14 protein-coding genes are annotated in these 14,778 nt (G+C 40.1%); 4 read left to right on the top strand and 10 right to left on the bottom strand.

Annotated features, from left to right (window positions below; all coding sequences use genetic code 11):
• Positions 1–583 precede the first annotated feature (583 nt).
• The 3 genes from AC1D69_RS05360 to AC1D69_RS05350 all read right to left on the bottom strand — a co-directional run bounded on the left by AC1D69_RS05360 (position 584) and on the right by AC1D69_RS05350 (position 2,497).
• Positions 584–934, bottom strand: coding sequence for a hypothetical protein (locus AC1D69_RS05360; RefSeq protein ID WP_495455301.1), 351 nt, complete (start codon positions 932–934; stop codon positions 584–586).
• 93 nt (positions 935–1,027) lie between these two features.
• Positions 1,028–1,531, bottom strand: coding sequence for a CYTH domain-containing protein (locus AC1D69_RS05355; protein ID WP_495455106.1), 504 nt, complete (start codon positions 1,529–1,531; stop codon positions 1,028–1,030).
• 3 nt (positions 1,532–1,534) lie between these two features.
• Positions 1,535–2,497: a 3'-5' exoribonuclease YhaM family protein gene (locus tag AC1D69_RS05350; RefSeq protein WP_495455105.1), complete on the bottom strand. Its 963-nt coding sequence runs from the start codon at positions 2,495–2,497 to the stop codon at positions 1,535–1,537.
• A 315-nt stretch (positions 2,498–2,812) separates the two neighbouring features.
• Here AC1D69_RS05350 and AC1D69_RS05345 point away from each other — a divergent pair, with 315 nt between their 5' ends.
• Positions 2,813–4,255, top strand: coding sequence for a SpoVR family protein (locus AC1D69_RS05345; RefSeq protein ID WP_495455104.1), 1,443 nt, complete (start codon positions 2,813–2,815; stop codon positions 4,253–4,255).
• A gap of 55 nt (positions 4,256–4,310) precedes the next feature.
• On the opposite strand, the gene AC1D69_RS05340 is transcribed toward AC1D69_RS05345, so the two are convergent.
• Both AC1D69_RS05340 and AC1D69_RS05335 read right to left on the bottom strand, forming a co-directional pair.
• Positions 4,311–5,318 (bottom strand): LacI family DNA-binding transcriptional regulator, encoded by a 1,008-nt coding sequence (locus tag AC1D69_RS05340; RefSeq protein WP_495455103.1) that lies wholly within the window; start codon positions 5,316–5,318, stop codon positions 4,311–4,313.
• A 159-nt stretch (positions 5,319–5,477) separates the two neighbouring features.
• Entirely contained in the window at positions 5,478–7,373 is a 1,896-nt protein-coding gene (locus tag AC1D69_RS05335; RefSeq protein WP_495455102.1) for a PrkA family serine protein kinase, read from the bottom strand.
• 281 nt (positions 7,374–7,654) lie between these two features.
• On the opposite strand from AC1D69_RS05335, the gene AC1D69_RS05330 reads away from it, so the two are divergent.
• Positions 7,655–8,416 carry a DUF2161 domain-containing phosphodiesterase gene (locus AC1D69_RS05330; RefSeq protein WP_495455101.1) on the top strand — a complete coding sequence of 254 codons (762 nt, stop codon included), beginning with the start codon at positions 7,655–7,657 and terminating at the stop codon, positions 8,414–8,416.
• Between the two features lie 4 nt (positions 8,417–8,420).
• Here the strand turns inward: AC1D69_RS05330 and AC1D69_RS05325 are convergent, their stop codons facing one another.
• A complete protein-coding gene (locus tag AC1D69_RS05325) occupies positions 8,421–9,650 on the bottom strand; it encodes an aminotransferase-like domain-containing protein (protein ID WP_495455100.1) in 1,230 nt (409 codons plus the stop codon).
• Between the two features lie 100 nt (positions 9,651–9,750).
• A complete protein-coding gene (locus tag AC1D69_RS05320) occupies positions 9,751–10,407 on the bottom strand; it encodes a response regulator (protein WP_495455099.1) in 657 nt (218 codons plus the stop codon).
• A 173-nt stretch (positions 10,408–10,580) separates the two neighbouring features.
• Here AC1D69_RS05320 and AC1D69_RS05315 point away from each other — a divergent pair, with 173 nt between their 5' ends.
• On the top strand, positions 10,581–10,988 hold the full coding sequence (locus AC1D69_RS05315) for a hypothetical protein (RefSeq protein WP_495455300.1): 408 nt from the start codon (positions 10,581–10,583) through the stop codon (positions 10,986–10,988).
• Positions 10,985–12,046 carry a phosphodiester glycosidase family protein gene (locus AC1D69_RS05310; protein WP_495455098.1) on the top strand — a complete coding sequence of 354 codons (1,062 nt, stop codon included), beginning with the start codon at positions 10,985–10,987 and terminating at the stop codon, positions 12,044–12,046. The genes AC1D69_RS05315 and AC1D69_RS05310 overlap by 4 nt, the downstream gene beginning before the upstream one ends.
• A 266-nt stretch (positions 12,047–12,312) precedes the next feature.
• On the opposite strand, the gene AC1D69_RS05305 is transcribed toward AC1D69_RS05310, so the two are convergent.
• From AC1D69_RS05305 to serC, 3 genes are all read right to left on the bottom strand, one after another.
• On the bottom strand, positions 12,313–12,564 hold the full coding sequence (locus AC1D69_RS05305) for an AbrB/MazE/SpoVT family DNA-binding domain-containing protein (RefSeq protein ID WP_495455097.1): 252 nt from the start codon (positions 12,562–12,564) through the stop codon (positions 12,313–12,315).
• Positions 12,565–12,677: 113 nt separating this feature from the next.
• Positions 12,678–13,142 carry a tRNA (uridine(34)/cytosine(34)/5-carboxymethylaminomethyluridine(34)-2'-O)-methyltransferase TrmL gene (trmL, locus tag AC1D69_RS05300; protein ID WP_495455096.1) on the bottom strand — a complete coding sequence of 155 codons (465 nt, stop codon included), beginning with the start codon at positions 13,140–13,142 and terminating at the stop codon, positions 12,678–12,680.
• Positions 13,143–13,263: 121 nt separating this feature from the next.
• Complete coding sequence (gene serC / locus AC1D69_RS05295) at positions 13,264–14,352, bottom strand: 3-phosphoserine/phosphohydroxythreonine transaminase (protein WP_495455299.1); 1,089 nt, start codon at positions 14,350–14,352, stop codon at positions 13,264–13,266.
• Positions 14,353–14,778 lie beyond the last annotated feature (426 nt).

Raw genomic sequence — 14,778 nt, 5'->3', positions numbered from 1 at the left:
TAATTCAAGGAATTTAACAAGAATTAAACCACTATATTACCGAGTTTAGTCATTAATAAACAAAACCAAATACATGTATTTATTAGTATATATAGAATTTAATGTTATGATATATTAAAAAAAAAGTGGAGGCATCAAATGAAGATATCTTTAAGAAACACTTTAGTTGGTGCCAAAATACAGTCACTAATAGTATAAAATTTAATAGCCTATTTCAGGTGGATACTTAAAAAAGGTATCTGTGACCGAGGACTATGAAAAATATGCCCGCATGAGTGTGAAATAAGGAGTTACTCCTAACAGTGATTATACGCGTACATTTCACACAGAGTATGGTCACCTACAGCTAAACATACCACGAAATTAAAATGGGTAATTTAAGCATAAATCCGTTGCGCGGGGACAATCTGCAGGTTGAAGAAGTAACGTTATCTAGAAGAAAGATATGTGACGTACATCAATCCAATTATGGAGATTAAGATTTGGTCCATATTCATTTCACTAAATATTATTCTTTTAAAGAATAACACCCTTGCTCCCTTCCCATTTTTTTGGGAGGGAGCAAGGGTGTTATTCATGACCTTCATGAGTTCCGATTCACTTGAAGCAATGAAATTTTCTTAATGGATAGTGTATCTCTCACGGTATCTTCTGAAATGACATTCAACTTAATAAGACTAGCAATCTTGGTAGGATCTGCTTTAGAGATCATCTTCCACACACTAGGATCGGGTAAAGCGGCATATAACTTGTTATCGTCATATTCCTTTCGCTCCTGAGAGACAATCTTCACCTGGTAAGGACCCATTTGGAGCTCTGTTAGCTCTTGTTCTATGCAGTGATTGATAATTTCATTTCGTAGATCTCCTAATTCCTGCTCTATTTCTTTTTGCTTCTTTTTCAGTTGGAAATACCGTTTTACTTGAGTCTCCATCATTTCACGCCTCTCTCTTTTTAACATAGATATGCTGAGAGAGTCACTTTTATAACGAAATAGACCGCGTGAGAAATTGCGGTCTATCTCATCTTATTCAGAAAACTTTGCTTGAAGATCGATCCATACCTTCTTATTACTATACTGCTTCTCTGAGCTTATATCTTTACCGAACCAATCGGGTGCTACGAAGGCATTCGCTTCCTCTAAGGAATCAAATTCAACCTCAACTACCATCAGATCAATTTGGTCATAACAATCAATTTCAACAACCATACCTTCCCACACTGCCGTAATTCGGTTCTTCGTTAACGGAATCGCATCAAATGCTTGTACAATTTGATCATATATCCCCTCTGAGATGGAATATTCAATCTCCTCGCGAGCCAGACCATTGCCTTTCTTGAAGGTATGTGTGAACGACATCTCATTCGTTTCTAGGTCAATAATCCTCCGCACTCTCAATTCCTGATCCGTATCGAGCGCTATATATGTCTGCTCTATCCGGTGTTCTGAACGGAATTGCAGCTTCCCTTCACCTACTAACGATTCTGATATTTCAGGTAGTAGGAACTTACGTTCAATTTCTAAAGACATATGTTATAGCTCCTTCTTCATACGATAAATAGCTTTATTCTCTAATCCACGAATGAACGGCGTCCATTCCTCTGTCTCTGGTGTTGTATCGAGTGCATCCTCTACCATCTGTAGTTTGGCATCCATCGCATCAATGAAATGAAGGGCAACGGCTTCTGCCATTTGAGGTTGAACCGGACTTCCCCATTCACCCAAGTTGTGATGTGATAAGACCATATGTTGTAGACAGATCACTTTTTCAGAATGAAGATCAATATCACATCTTATTGCAGCTTCCGTAATCCAATTCGACGCCATGGAGATATGACCTAGCAGCTTACCTTGAACACTATATTCTTTGACGATACCAAGCTCTGCTGTCAGTTCCTCCGTCTTCGCTATGTCATGAAGAATAATACCTGCTTTGATCAGGTCTGCATTTAAGAAAGGTCTCTGTTTGCAGATGAATTCTCCAAGTTCCAACATGCGTACCATATGATAAGAAAGTCCTGCGTAAAAGGCATGATGGTGCATTTTGGCAGCAGGATAATGCATTAATTTATCTTCTACTTTAGTAACGCAGAAGTTAACAATAGTACGCATCTCTTCATCTTGAATACTTTCCATTGTCTGCTTAATGGTATACATCAGATCTATAGGCTGAATCGGAGCCGCACGAATAAAATCAGTGATCGTCACACCATCTTCATCCGTGACCTTACGCATCTTCGAGATTTTGACCTGTAGCCGTTCACGATAAGTGTGTGCGATGCCCTGAACCTTTACGAGATCCATAGGGAAAAATGTTTCCTTATCTGTTGCACTAGCATCCCAGAATTTAGCTGAGAGTTGACCACTGGAATCGCCCAGGACAATATCGAAGTAATCCTTCGGGGGAGTCCCGTTCGTCTGTTTGACTTCCAGCTCTTTCAATATATAAAAGCCAGTAAATTCATCCTGATTTATTAACGTATTAATTAAAGTCATGTGTTTACCTCCAACATGAAATGAAACCATTGTATTTTTTTAACAATAATATATTCGTAACTAGTTTCTTATAACTAACTACAATAACATACTGAGCATTTCTGTGCTATTTCTAGGCTTATCTTTTTTATGTAAATCTCTATTTCATACCTAGAATGTTCTGCTCACCATTGATGCCCGCTCATTTGACACACTTCCTTATCATACAACATAACTATAAGAACGCCCATTGAATATCTCTACATCTCTCCACATACACATAATAAGAATCTAATTTTTCTCCTTACAGAACAGGAAAGGGGGAAGCTCAATAACATGCATCCGGATGAAATAACCGCATTAGAGCGTTCCATAGCAGAAATTACTGAAATAGCCACTGGATTCGGATTGGATTTCTATCCTATGCGTTACGAAATATGTCCAGCGGACATTATCTACACTTTTGGAGCTTACGGAATGCCGATCCGATTCTCACACTGGTCCTTCGGAAAAACATTCCACAAAATGAAGACACAGTACGATTTCGGTTTATCCAAAATTTATGAGCTTGTCATCAATTCCAACCCCTGCTACGCTTTCTTACTTGATGGAAATTCGTTAATTCAGAACAAATTAATCGTTGCCCATGTTCTTGCTCACTGCGACTTTTTTAAGAATAATGCGCGGTTCAGTAAAACAAATCCCGCAATGGTTGAGAGTATGTCTGCCACAGCCGAGCGAATCAGCCAGTACGAAATCAAGTATGGTAGCCAACGAATTGAGGAATTCCTAGATGCTGTGTTAGCGATTCAAGAGCATGTCGACCCTGATCTAGTTAGTCCCTACCGTCGGAATCGTTATGACCGTAATGGAGATGGTATAACAGACTCTGGACACGAGAAGGCCGATAAGCCGATAACCGGGTTCGAGGATCTATGGGAATTAGATCAGGACGCTACAAATACTACGAATCCCACAAACCAACCCAAGAAATTCCCTCCACGTCCAGAGAAGGATCTCTTGTGGTTCATCCAAGAATTCTCGCCTAATTTAGAACCTTGGCAACGCGATATTCTAACGATGCTTAGAGATGAAATGCTCTACTTCTGGCCACAAATGGAAACCAAAATTATGAATGAAGGATGGGCCAGTTATTGGCATCAACGAATCTTAAGAGAACTGGATCTGACTTCCGAAGAAACCATTGAATATGCCAAACTCAATTCTGGGGTTGTTCAACCGTCAAAGAATAGCCTAAACCCTTATTATCTGGGACTGAAAATTTTTGAGGATATCGAGAAACGTTGGGACTCCCCTAAAGGGAACGATTTACATTCACATTCCTCTTCTCTTCAATCTGGGCAGGGACGAAGCAAAATATTTGAAGTACGAGAACTAGACTCAGACACCTCTTTCATAAGCAATTATATGACGAAAGAGCTTGTGAATGATTTAGACTTGTATGTATTTGAGAAGAAGGGTCCCGAATGGAAAATAACAGATAAATCATGGGAGAACATTCGTGATCAACTCGTCTACTCACGCGTAAATGGTGGCTTCCCTTACCTAGTCGTTCAAGATGGTAACTATGAAGATAACGGAGAATTATATTTAAAACATATGTATGAAGGATCTGAATTGGATCTAAAGTATGTTGAGCAGACTCTTCCCTACGTTCATAAGCTCTGGGGTAGGACCATTCACTTAGAAACAACGATGGAAGATAAAACGGTACTCTTTACATTCGACGGAAAAAAAGCAGCTAGAAAATTCGTCTAAACCATGTCATAACTAAAAGGACACGCAAATGTGTGTGTCCTTTTTGTGATATCCGTTAGTATTCCCTTGGCTTCCCTGTCGATTGCCTAATGACAAGATTCGATGGCTCTGTCAAAATGGGTGGTTGAGAATTAGAATTCTCAATCATGACTAGTAAATGTTCAATGGCTCTAATTCCGATATTATGTACGTTCTGATTAATTGTCGTTAATGCTGGTTTAAATACCTGCGCATAGTATGTATTATCAAACCCTATAACAGATATATCTTGTGGAACGGACATTCCTTGTTCTTCGATCTCATGAATTGTCCCAAATGCAGCCATATCCGAAGTACATATAATACCTGTTGGTGGTTCAGGTAATGAGAGCAGCTCTCTTGTGGAAGCGCTTCCCCCTTCAAATGAATAGTCGCATATTTTCAAATAGGAAGGTTCAAATGGAAGGTTTAAAAATTCTAATTGTTTCCTATATCCATTATATCTACCATCTGCAGCAATATGTCCTAGCACTCCTGAAATGTAAGAGATCTTACGATGGCCTAAATCATATAAGTGCTGTACTGCTAACTCTACAGCGTTCTCATTGTCTGTTGTAATATTACCAGCACGTTTCCCTGTTAATGCCGTATCTATAAACATAGCGGGAACTTCTGATTGAATAAGTTGCTCTAAATTAGGATTATCGTATTCCACACCAAACACCACAATACCATCCAAATTACGACTCTGACAATGATCAATAAAGGAGTAACTTGGATCATCAAGTCGGGTAGACAATTTCATGAGGTCATATCCACTATGTTCTAATGCTGTCTTAATCCCCTCTAATAACTCAGCTACGTAAGGATTCGTAAATGGAATGTTAATTAATACACCTACAGTCCAAGAACGTCCTTTCACTAATCCACGTGCGACTACATTCGGTTGATATCTCAGAAGTTGGATTGCAATCTTTACCTTTTTTCTTGTTTTATCACTAACGTCTGGGTAGTTATTGATAACCTTGGAAACGGTTGCAACAGACACGCCTGCTTCCTTTGCTACATCATGAATAGAAGCCACTACAAACTCAACCTACTCTCTCTTTTGAATCTATATCTACATGATACACTTGTCCTATATATTATAACGCACAACCAATTGTTTACAATACAAATAACCTCCAGTTCTCAGTTATAGAGTCTAGAGGTTATTTATATATTTATTTCCTAATCACTCCCATTACCTATTCAGCAAACTTCCCACATATTTCAACAACTCATTAGCACAGATCGGGCAGTACCCATGATCATTAATAAGTCGTTTACTTACCTCATTAATTCGTTTCAATTGGTTTCCATCTGGTGTCTTGGTCGACGTTGTAATCTTCACGATGTCTTTAAGATCAACGAAGAGTTTCTTCTCTATCGCTTCACGAAGCCGATCGTGATTGTTGTATTCGAACTTTCTACCCTTTCTGGAATAGGCAGAGATTCGGATTAGAATTTCCTCACGGAATGCTTTCTTAGCATTCTCAGAGACCCCAATCTGTTCTTCTATGGAACGCATCAGTCTTTCGTCCGGATCCATCTCCTCATCCGTCAGCGGATCTCGAATTTTGGACCAATTGCAGAATGCTTCTATGTTGTCGAGGTAATTCTCAAATAAAGTTTTGGCTGATTCTTCAAAAGAATATACAAACGCCTTCTGAATTTCCTTCTTAGCCAGTTCATCGTATTCTTTACGGGCAATCGCTATGAAATTCAGATACCGCTCACGCTCTTCTTTCGTAATGGATGCATGTTGATCCAACCCATCCTTGATAGCTCTCAGTACATCAAGTGCATTGATACACTGAAGATCTTGCTTAATTAGAGCACTAGAAATCCGGTTAATAACATAACGAGGATCTACGCCCGACATTCCTTCATCTAGATATTCATTCTGCATTTCTTTCAGATCAGCTTCTTTATACCCTTCGACTTCTTCCCCATCGTACATACGCATTTTTTTGACAAGATCCATCCCTTGTTTCTTAGTCTCTTTGAGACGCGTCAGAATGGAGAAAATTGCGGCAGCTTTAAGTGCATGTGGGGCAATATGAATATGTTTCATATCACTTTGTCCAATTAATTTTGAATAGATCTTCTCTTCCTCAGAGACCTTCAGATTGTACGGTATGGGCATAACAATCATACGTGATTGTAGAGCTTCATTCTTCTTGTTAGAAATAAAGGACTTATACTCGGATTCATTCGTATGAGCAATAATGAGTTCATCTGCTGATATTAGAGCAAACCTTCCGGCTTTGAAGTTCCCTTCTTGTGTCAAAGAAAGGAGGTTCCACAGAAACTTCTCATCACATTTCAACATCTCTTGAAATTCCATTAAGCCCCGATTCGCTTTATTTAACTCACCATCGAATCGATAAGCACGAGGATCTGACTCCGAACCAAATTCCGTAATCGTAGAAAAGTCTATACTACCCGTTAAATCCGCAATGTCCTGGGACTTCGGATCCGATGGACTAAACGTTCCAATCCCGATACGTCCTTCTTCAGATATCAATACCCGCTGCACATTTACCTTTTCAATATCTCCACCGTATTCTGTCTTTAATCGCATTTGGCAAGAAGGGCATAAACTTCCTTCTATACGAACCCCCAGCTCTTTCTCGACTTCGGGACGAAGGTCCAGAGGAATCAAATGTAGTGGTTCTTCATGCATCGGACAACCCTCAATCGCGTACACTGCCCCTTTATCCGTCTTGGTGAACCTCTCCATACCACGCTTTAAAAGGGTTACGATGGTTGATTTCCCTCCACTTACAGGGCCCATGAGCAATAATATCCGCTTACGAACATCTAATCGCCTTGCTGAGGAGTGGAAATACTCTTCCACAAGCCTCTCTACAGAACGATCTAATCCGAAGATCTCCTGTTCAAAAAACTTATACCTCTTATGCCCATTGACCACTTCTGTGCCAAATGATTCGATCATTTCATACACACGAGCATGGGCAGTCATGGCAGGTGTAGGATCTTTTCGAAGCAATTCAATGTAATCTTTGAATGTCCCACTCCACTCCAACTGATTACTCTCTGCACGATAGGCTGCTACTCGTTCGAAAATATCCATGATTGGTACCTCCTATGACTTATGTTTAGAACTGGCATCTCCAAGTAGAACCGGCTTCTGCGTGAAATATAAGGATCCAGTATAGTGTGAAACCTATTCCTGCTTATATTTCTAAATGTGTCACGGGTCAACCCCTTATCGTTTGAAAAAGTGTACTACATACCTATGCAAGAAAGTGAGTTTAGTTGACCTATTTTTTATCAATATAGAGTTTGCCTTTTTAGAAATGCTATAATTAATCATTACTCATCATGAATAAAGTCAGTGAAGGAGACATCTACATGGCCATTCAACACGAAACGGAGCTATATGAACCATTAAAACTTTTTTTTGAAAACCAGGGATTTGTCATTAAAGGAGAAGTACGCCATTGTGATCTGGTCGGAGTAAAGGAGGATTTAGCTGAACCTCTAATTGTGGAAATGAAAAAGACATTCAATCTCTCGTTGTTATTACAAGGGATGGAACGCCTCAAGATGAGTTCTAACGTCTATTTAGCTGTAGAACGTAGTCGCGCCAAGCGTGGAGCAGTAAACCAGCGTTGGAGTGAGTTGTCGGTTCTCTGTAGACGTCTAGGTCTAGGTCTAATCACAATTACCTTTTACAAGACTAAGAAGCCTATTGTAGAGATTCTCACTACGCCAATGGCACAAGTACAACCTCAAACAAGAAATAAACGCCGTCAATCCAAGCTAATTGATGAATTCCGTGAACGTAGTGGTGATTACAATATAGGTGGAAGTAATCGCGCGAAGCTCGTCACAGCTTATAGAGAAAAAGCACTTCGCGTCGCATTGCCTCTACGAAATGCCGAAGACTGCGGTATCTCTCCAGCGTCGATACGTGCTACTACCGGAGTAGCTAATGTAGCTTCCATCCTACAAAACAATTATTATGGGTGGTTTGAACGGGTCTCTCGCGGTCGTTATATTCTTACCTCCGTAGGTCTTGCTGCCTTAGATCAGTATCAAGGTGTCTTAGAGGTGCCCTCTTCACTTCAATCTATAGCTACACTTATAGAATATCCCACGGATTCAGAATAATCATTTAACTCCTAGCTGTGAATTCGTTCATGGCCTCGCCGATCAGATGCATCCCTAGCAATAATTCATCTCGTCCAGGATGGGTGAAATTAAGTCGAATGGTCCCCAAACCTTCTGCCTTGTTCGCGAAACATAATGTTCCTGGACAGAATGCCACCCCTTTACGGATAGAGCATTTAAGTAAAGCTTCGCTCCGCAGCCCATCAGGCAATCGTATCCATAGGAACATTCCTCCGGAAGGTAGATCATACCTAGCATCTTTCCAAGCAGGACGCTTTAATAACTCATTCATCAGCTTCAGACGAATGCTATACTCACGTTTTAATAGAGCAACATGTTCATACCAGTCGAATGTTGTAGATTCCAGTAACTCGTACAATAATCGTTGATTCAAGTTACTGGATTGCCAGTCCGCTAATTGCTTCGCTGCACGCATTACCTCAATCAATTTCCGATGACCCACTGCCCATCCTGTTCTTAGCCCTGGTGCCACTGTTTTGCTGAATGATCCGACATATAACACTTGTCCACCCTCACCGTGACCATCCAGTGCGAATAATGAGGGGTACTGTATTCTGAAAGTAGTAGGATCACTTATTTGATTAAAATAAAGATCCCCGTAAGAGTCATCCTCTATAATTAGAACCTGCTTCTGTCGACATAGTTCTAATACTTGTTGTCGTCGCTTAAGGCTCCACAGAACTCCTGTTGGATTCGTAAAATTAGGAGAAATAAATAGCAACTTCGGAGTTTTAGTCTCGATGAGCTCTTCTAATTGTTGAAGGTTTAACCCTTCATGATCTCCATCTACAGGAATAATGTTGGCACCTTGCATCCGTAATATTTGCAGACTACCCGGTGAAGTAGGATTCTCAACAAGTACAGCATCACCTATATCTACATACACTCGTGCTAATAAATCCATGGCTTGCTGGCTTCCTGTAGTTAGAAGAATTTGACTCGTGTCTACACTGATTCCTTTGTGCTGATTCCACTCGGAGCTTAGCCACTCGCGAAGTGGCATGTACCCTTGTGGGTCTCCATACTGCAACGCCATGGGATGACTCGAGAAAACAGCTGCTGCTGCAGTATGTAAAGGAGTAAGTGGAAATAGATCTTCCGCTGGAAGTTCCTCTGCGAGTGATATAAATGAGCTCTGTCGGGAATACGATTGGATATTCTCTAATGGAGAAGACATAATCCATTCTGCACGTGAAGCAAAAGAATATTTCATGATACAACCTCCTCTACTTTTCTCTTCACTCACCTACAGCCCTAATGGGTATTCTAAAACAGGGTAAATTATGCTAAGAAATAGTAGATATCTTTCATTACTATGTATATAGAGACCGAATCGGATACGTATAAACAGCGAATTTCTCAATCGCCTGCGCTCGCGTACTAACCCCTAACTTCACATATATCCTTCGCAAATAATTATCAATAGATCTTCTGCTAAGCTCAATTTCGAGTGCTATTCTATCGTAAGTGATCCCTCTTACAATACGCTCCATGATTAACACCTCCGTCTCAGACAGATGGAACAGATCCTGAGTACTTGGGGGTACCTCTGCTGGCCATATCCCTTTCTTCAACCATTGAAGCGGCATAAATGCGTACCCTTCACGCAATCCCTCAATAAGAAGGAGCAGTTGCCTTGAAGATGCTTGTTGAGATAATACTCCGCTTGCTCCAAGACTAAGTAAACTGTTAGCCTTTTGAAGGCCTTCTTCACCTATGAAAATAACAATATGACTTTTCGCTGAATGAATTCTTAACTGTCCTAACACATCTTCCAACTTCCCTTTTGGTAATAAGTAATCCAGTAGAATTAAATCTGGCTGTAACTCTTTAACCATATGTATTCCTTCGGAGAAACCAGAGGCCATTCCTATTACATTTAAATAAGACTGTTCCTCTAAAATTAACTTGGTTCCTAACATACTTGTGGGCTGACCGCCCAAAATAATGACGTTCCAAACTAACGACATCTATATAATCCTCCCAGTCATTCTAAACAGACATAATAGAATTGTATCGCAGAAGTTCCATTAATAGGAACAATATTATGAATAAATATATGATTTTGCGTTTTTGCGTAAATGATAGTGTAATGTTAGAATGGGAACTTGGAAAAAAAATATTAAAAGATGAGGTGATCATTTTGCAATCCTCAACGGATTCTCCAGCCCCTTACAATGAACGTCGTACCGCAAAACGTAAACCTTCAGTAAAAGTATTCTTATTGCTGTGGATATTACTGATCGGAATAGGAATAACTGCTTCCTATTTATATAGTAATGAGCTGAAAAAGGACATGCTCCAACAACTCCAAGCGGACAACCGACAGCAAATGACATTATTAAAAACAGAATATGTACAGAGATTCACAGAATTATCTTCTCAAGTTGAAGTATTGAACAATAAGGTGCAATCATTTAATGAATTACTTACCTTCACCAAGGATAATGCGACGAGTAAAACCGATAATAGCAACAAATTATACACGCAATTAAATGAAGTAAAGACCCAACTTAATACGCTTCAGAAGAAAATGGATCTTCTCAAATGAAATTGCAAGTTAAACAGGTCAATCGGCTTTTTCTACTCGCAACAGCACCATTCATAGGAATCTTGTTCTGTCTCATACTCAACCATGGATCAGTAGAATTGGACATCGATACAGCTACCTACATTCCTACTGAATCTATTCAAACGGAAGATATTATAAATTATCTAAATATGGCAGAGGATATGGTCCATAGTACCCTTTCAACCATACGTCACACATCGGAGTTATACCAGAAAACACTTCATACAACAAACAGTATTGTAAAGACGACAACATCACAGGCCCATATGCCAGAGGATATTTACAATAAGAGGATCACTACTAAACTCGGTACCCCTTATGAGAAGGTAACTAGTGATCGCATATCTATTGAACTTTATAAAGTGAATCCCGGTACATACCGAGGTTACGCTATGAAAATAAAGCTAAAGGATCCTAAGGCCATGAATATGAGTCTCGGAAGAGACGTTATTGGAGGCTCCGAGACGACCATGCAAGCTGTCCAACGCTCTGGTGCTGTTGCTGGCGTTAACGCAGGTGGGTTTGCCGACGGTAAAGGAAAACGATACCCACTAAGCACAACCATCTTGAATGGTGAGTATTTAACCGGTTTTGAATCTAGCTTTAAGGATCTCTCGTTTGTTGGATTAGATAAGTCAGGTAAACTTATCGGTGGGAAATTCCATAACAAGGAGGAACTTGATCAACTCAATCCCTCTTTTGGTGCAACCTTTGTACCTGTACTCCTACATAACGGTCAGAAGGTACCCATTCCAACCCAATGGCAGACATCGCCTTTACGAGCACCACGTACCGTTATAGGAAACTATAAAGATGATCAACTACTGATCATGGTCATAGATGGATACAATGAGAATGGAAGTTCTGGTGCCACCTTACAAGAACTTCAAGGTAAGATGTTTCAATTAGGTGTTCGAGACGCCTACAATTTGGATGGTGGAGGCTCCTCCTCTCTGATCTTGAACGGTAGAGTGGTTAATAATCCTTCGGATGGCAGTCTTCGTTCTCTGCCCACCAATTTTTTGTTTTTTAAATAAAATTTAAATGGTATAATAAGTATAATAAAGTAGTTATAGGAGGTGTGGTAGCCACGATGTCTTTTTCATTAACTTTTTGGATCATTGCATTGGTTCTAGCTCTATTCTTGACCGGCATCCTCACATCATCGTATAACGATGATAAAACAAAAGGCCTATAATTTCGCATGGATAGGATGGCTTCCTCTAATGAGGGGGCCCTTTTTTTGTCGTTAGCTAAACAAAAAAAGCATCACGGTAAAACGCGATGCTTCCTGTCACATGCATTAAGCCTCAAGAAGACCCGTCATTTCTGACTGGCACTGTGCACAAATAAAGCGTTCTTTGAATTCGCTCACTTCTTCTACAGAACCACAGAACACACATTTCGGACGATATCTCTCCAAAATGATATGATCACCTTGCACTAAAATCTCAACTGGGTCGCCTTCATTCATCTGATATCTTTTTCTCAGTGATTTGGGTAAAACGATTCTTCCCAGCTGATCCACCTTACGAACTACACCAGCAGGCTTCATAATGGTACTACACTCCTCTATCCAAAAAATATAATACGCCCTCAACGAATAAAATGGGTATATCTTATTAGTTCGATATGATTATGTCGAATCCTGCTGTTATAAACAATTTTTTATCGTAAATCCACGAAATCTAACTGTCTCAGTGCTTCATACACAACTATTGCCGCTGAATTAGAGAGATTTAATGAGCGAACTTGCTCACCCATAGGTATTCGCATACATGTATCCGGATTAGCTGCAAGTAGTTCAATAGGCAGTCCCTTAGTCTCTTTACCAAACACGAAAAAGTCTCCATCCTGAAATTCAAAGTCACTGTATCTTAGAGATGCTTTCGTAGAAGCGTAGAAAAACCGGCTTCCTGCATACTTCTCCTGAACCTCTTCGAAGGAATCATGATATTCGATATGGACAGCATGCCAATAGTCTAGTCCTGCTCTCTTCAATGTTTTATCGTCGGTAAGAAACCCAAGAGGGTGAACCAAATGTAGATGTACCCCTGTTGCTGCGCATGTTCTTGATATATTTCCTGTATTTGCCGGTATTTCCGGCTCTACAAGTACAATATGTAATGCCATGATGATATCCTCCACCTATCTATTTTTAATGATTATAACCCTAAAGGTTACACAAAACAAAAGCCCTCCACCGTTGGCGGAAGGCTAAGAGTATCAGAGAATTGAAGACGTTCAACTTTCGTTACCCATGACTTTTTTGGAAATGTGACATGAAATCAGTTAATGCTTTACAACTCTCATAAGGAACTGCATTATAGATCGAAGCGCGTAAACCGCCTACACTACGATGCCCCTTGAGACCTACAAAACCTTCCTTCTCTGATTCTTTAATGAACTGATTCTCAAGTTCTTCGGAAGTCAGACGGAATGTGATATTCATAATCGAACGGCTTCCTGGTTCAACAGGTCCCCGATAAAAGCCACCGCTGTTGTCTATTGTATCATAGATTAGCTGTGCTTTCTTGCGGTTTGTCTTCTCTAATCCTTCAAGAGCGCCCTGCTCTTCAACCCATTTCAATACTTCATTCACCATATATACTGAAAAGGCTGGTGGTGTATTATACAAAGAATTATTTGAGAGATGTGTATTATAGCGTAACATGGTTGGGATATCCTTAGGTGATTCGTTAATCAGTTCTTCTCGAGCAATAACAACGGTTACTCCAGAAGGCCCTAGATTTTTCTGAGCACCAGCATAGATCAGTCCGAATTGATTCAGATCAATCTGGCGACTTAGAATGTCACTCGACATATCCGCTATTAATGGAATGCTACCCGTGTCCGGGTATTGTTGGTATTGTGTGCCTTCAATGGTTTCGTTAGAAGTCACATGAAGATATGCTGTATGATCAGACAATTGAATTTGACTTAGATCGGGTATGGACATAAACTTGTTAGCCTCAGAGGATGCCGCGATGTGTGTTTCCCCAATAAGTTTAGCTTCTTTAATCGCTTTATCAGCCCAACTTCCAGAGTGAACATAGCTAGCAACTTTACCTTTTGGAAGGAGGTTCATCGGTAACATTGCAAATTGAGTACTAGCTCCCCCTTGTAGGAATAGCACTTTATATCCCTTCGCATGACCAAGCAATGATAACAGACGGCTCTCTGCTTCATTATGCACTTCTTCGTATACTTTACCTCGATGAGACATCTCCATAATAGACATACCTGTATTTCTAAAATCTACAAATTCAGCTTGTGCACGTTCTAGAACTTGGAGCGGTAACGCAGCAGGTCCCGCATTAAAATTATAGGCTCTCTTAGTCAAGTGTACTCCCCACCCTTTCTCTTTCTTCATCTTAGAGGTTGTTCAAAAAGTCATCTTTTGATCACGAAGTATACCAAGAAGCTTATTCGACATCGAATATTGAATTCAGCCGGTCCTTCCGGTGCTCACGTAGATACTGCCTACGCTCCGCTCCTCACTCCCTATCTTCATCCAATCTTCTTGGTGCTGAAAATCCGACTTTTTGAACACGCACTTATATGATATCGCTATGATAGCAGTATTACTACAGCCCATCAAGTACGATTTGCACTAACTCATCGGAAACGGGAGATATAATTTTTTTATAGGTAGACTCATTTTTATTTATCGGATTAAAGCGGCACAGTGTGAAGGGACCATGCACCCTTTATATACAAAATCCTTCGGGCATGCCCGAAGGATTAACTTAATATTTGATTGTATGAT

The organism is Paenibacillus sp. Y301 (assembly GCF_059445505.1).
Note: the sequence above shows the minus strand (reverse complement) of the source record. Positions and strands in the feature narration are given on the sequence as shown.

Bases quoted from the DNA above. Each gene is read 5' to 3' on its own strand.
- AC1D69_RS05360 (WP_495455301.1), bottom strand. From the start codon at position 934: ATGGAGACTCAAGTAAAACGGTATTTCCAACTGAAAAAGAAGCAAAAA.
- AC1D69_RS05355 (WP_495455106.1), bottom strand. From the start codon at position 1,531: ATGTCTTTAGAAATTGAACGTAAGTTCCTACTACCTGAAATATCAGAA.
- AC1D69_RS05350 (WP_495455105.1), bottom strand. From the start codon at position 2,497: ATGACTTTAATTAATACGTTAATAAATCAGGATGAATTTACTGGCTTT.
- AC1D69_RS05345 (WP_495455104.1), top strand. From the start codon at position 2,813: ATGCATCCGGATGAAATAACCGCATTAGAGCGTTCCATAGCAGAAATT.
- AC1D69_RS05335 (WP_495455102.1), bottom strand. From the start codon at position 7,373: ATGGATATTTTCGAACGAGTAGCAGCCTATCGTGCAGAGAGTAATCAG.
- AC1D69_RS05330 (WP_495455101.1), top strand. From the start codon at position 7,655: ATGGCCATTCAACACGAAACGGAGCTATATGAACCATTAAAACTTTTT.
- AC1D69_RS05325 (WP_495455100.1), bottom strand. From the start codon at position 9,650: ATGAAATATTCTTTTGCTTCACGTGCAGAATGGATTATGTCTTCTCCA.
- AC1D69_RS05320 (WP_495455099.1), bottom strand. From the start codon at position 10,407: ATGTCGTTAGTTTGGAACGTCATTATTTTGGGCGGTCAGCCCACAAGT.
- AC1D69_RS05310 (WP_495455098.1), top strand. From the start codon at position 10,985: ATGAAATTGCAAGTTAAACAGGTCAATCGGCTTTTTCTACTCGCAACA.
- AC1D69_RS05305 (WP_495455097.1), bottom strand. From the start codon at position 12,564: ATGAAGCCTGCTGGTGTAGTTCGTAAGGTGGATCAGCTGGGAAGAATC.
- trmL (WP_495455096.1), bottom strand. From the start codon at position 13,142: ATGGCATTACATATTGTACTTGTAGAGCCGGAAATACCGGCAAATACA.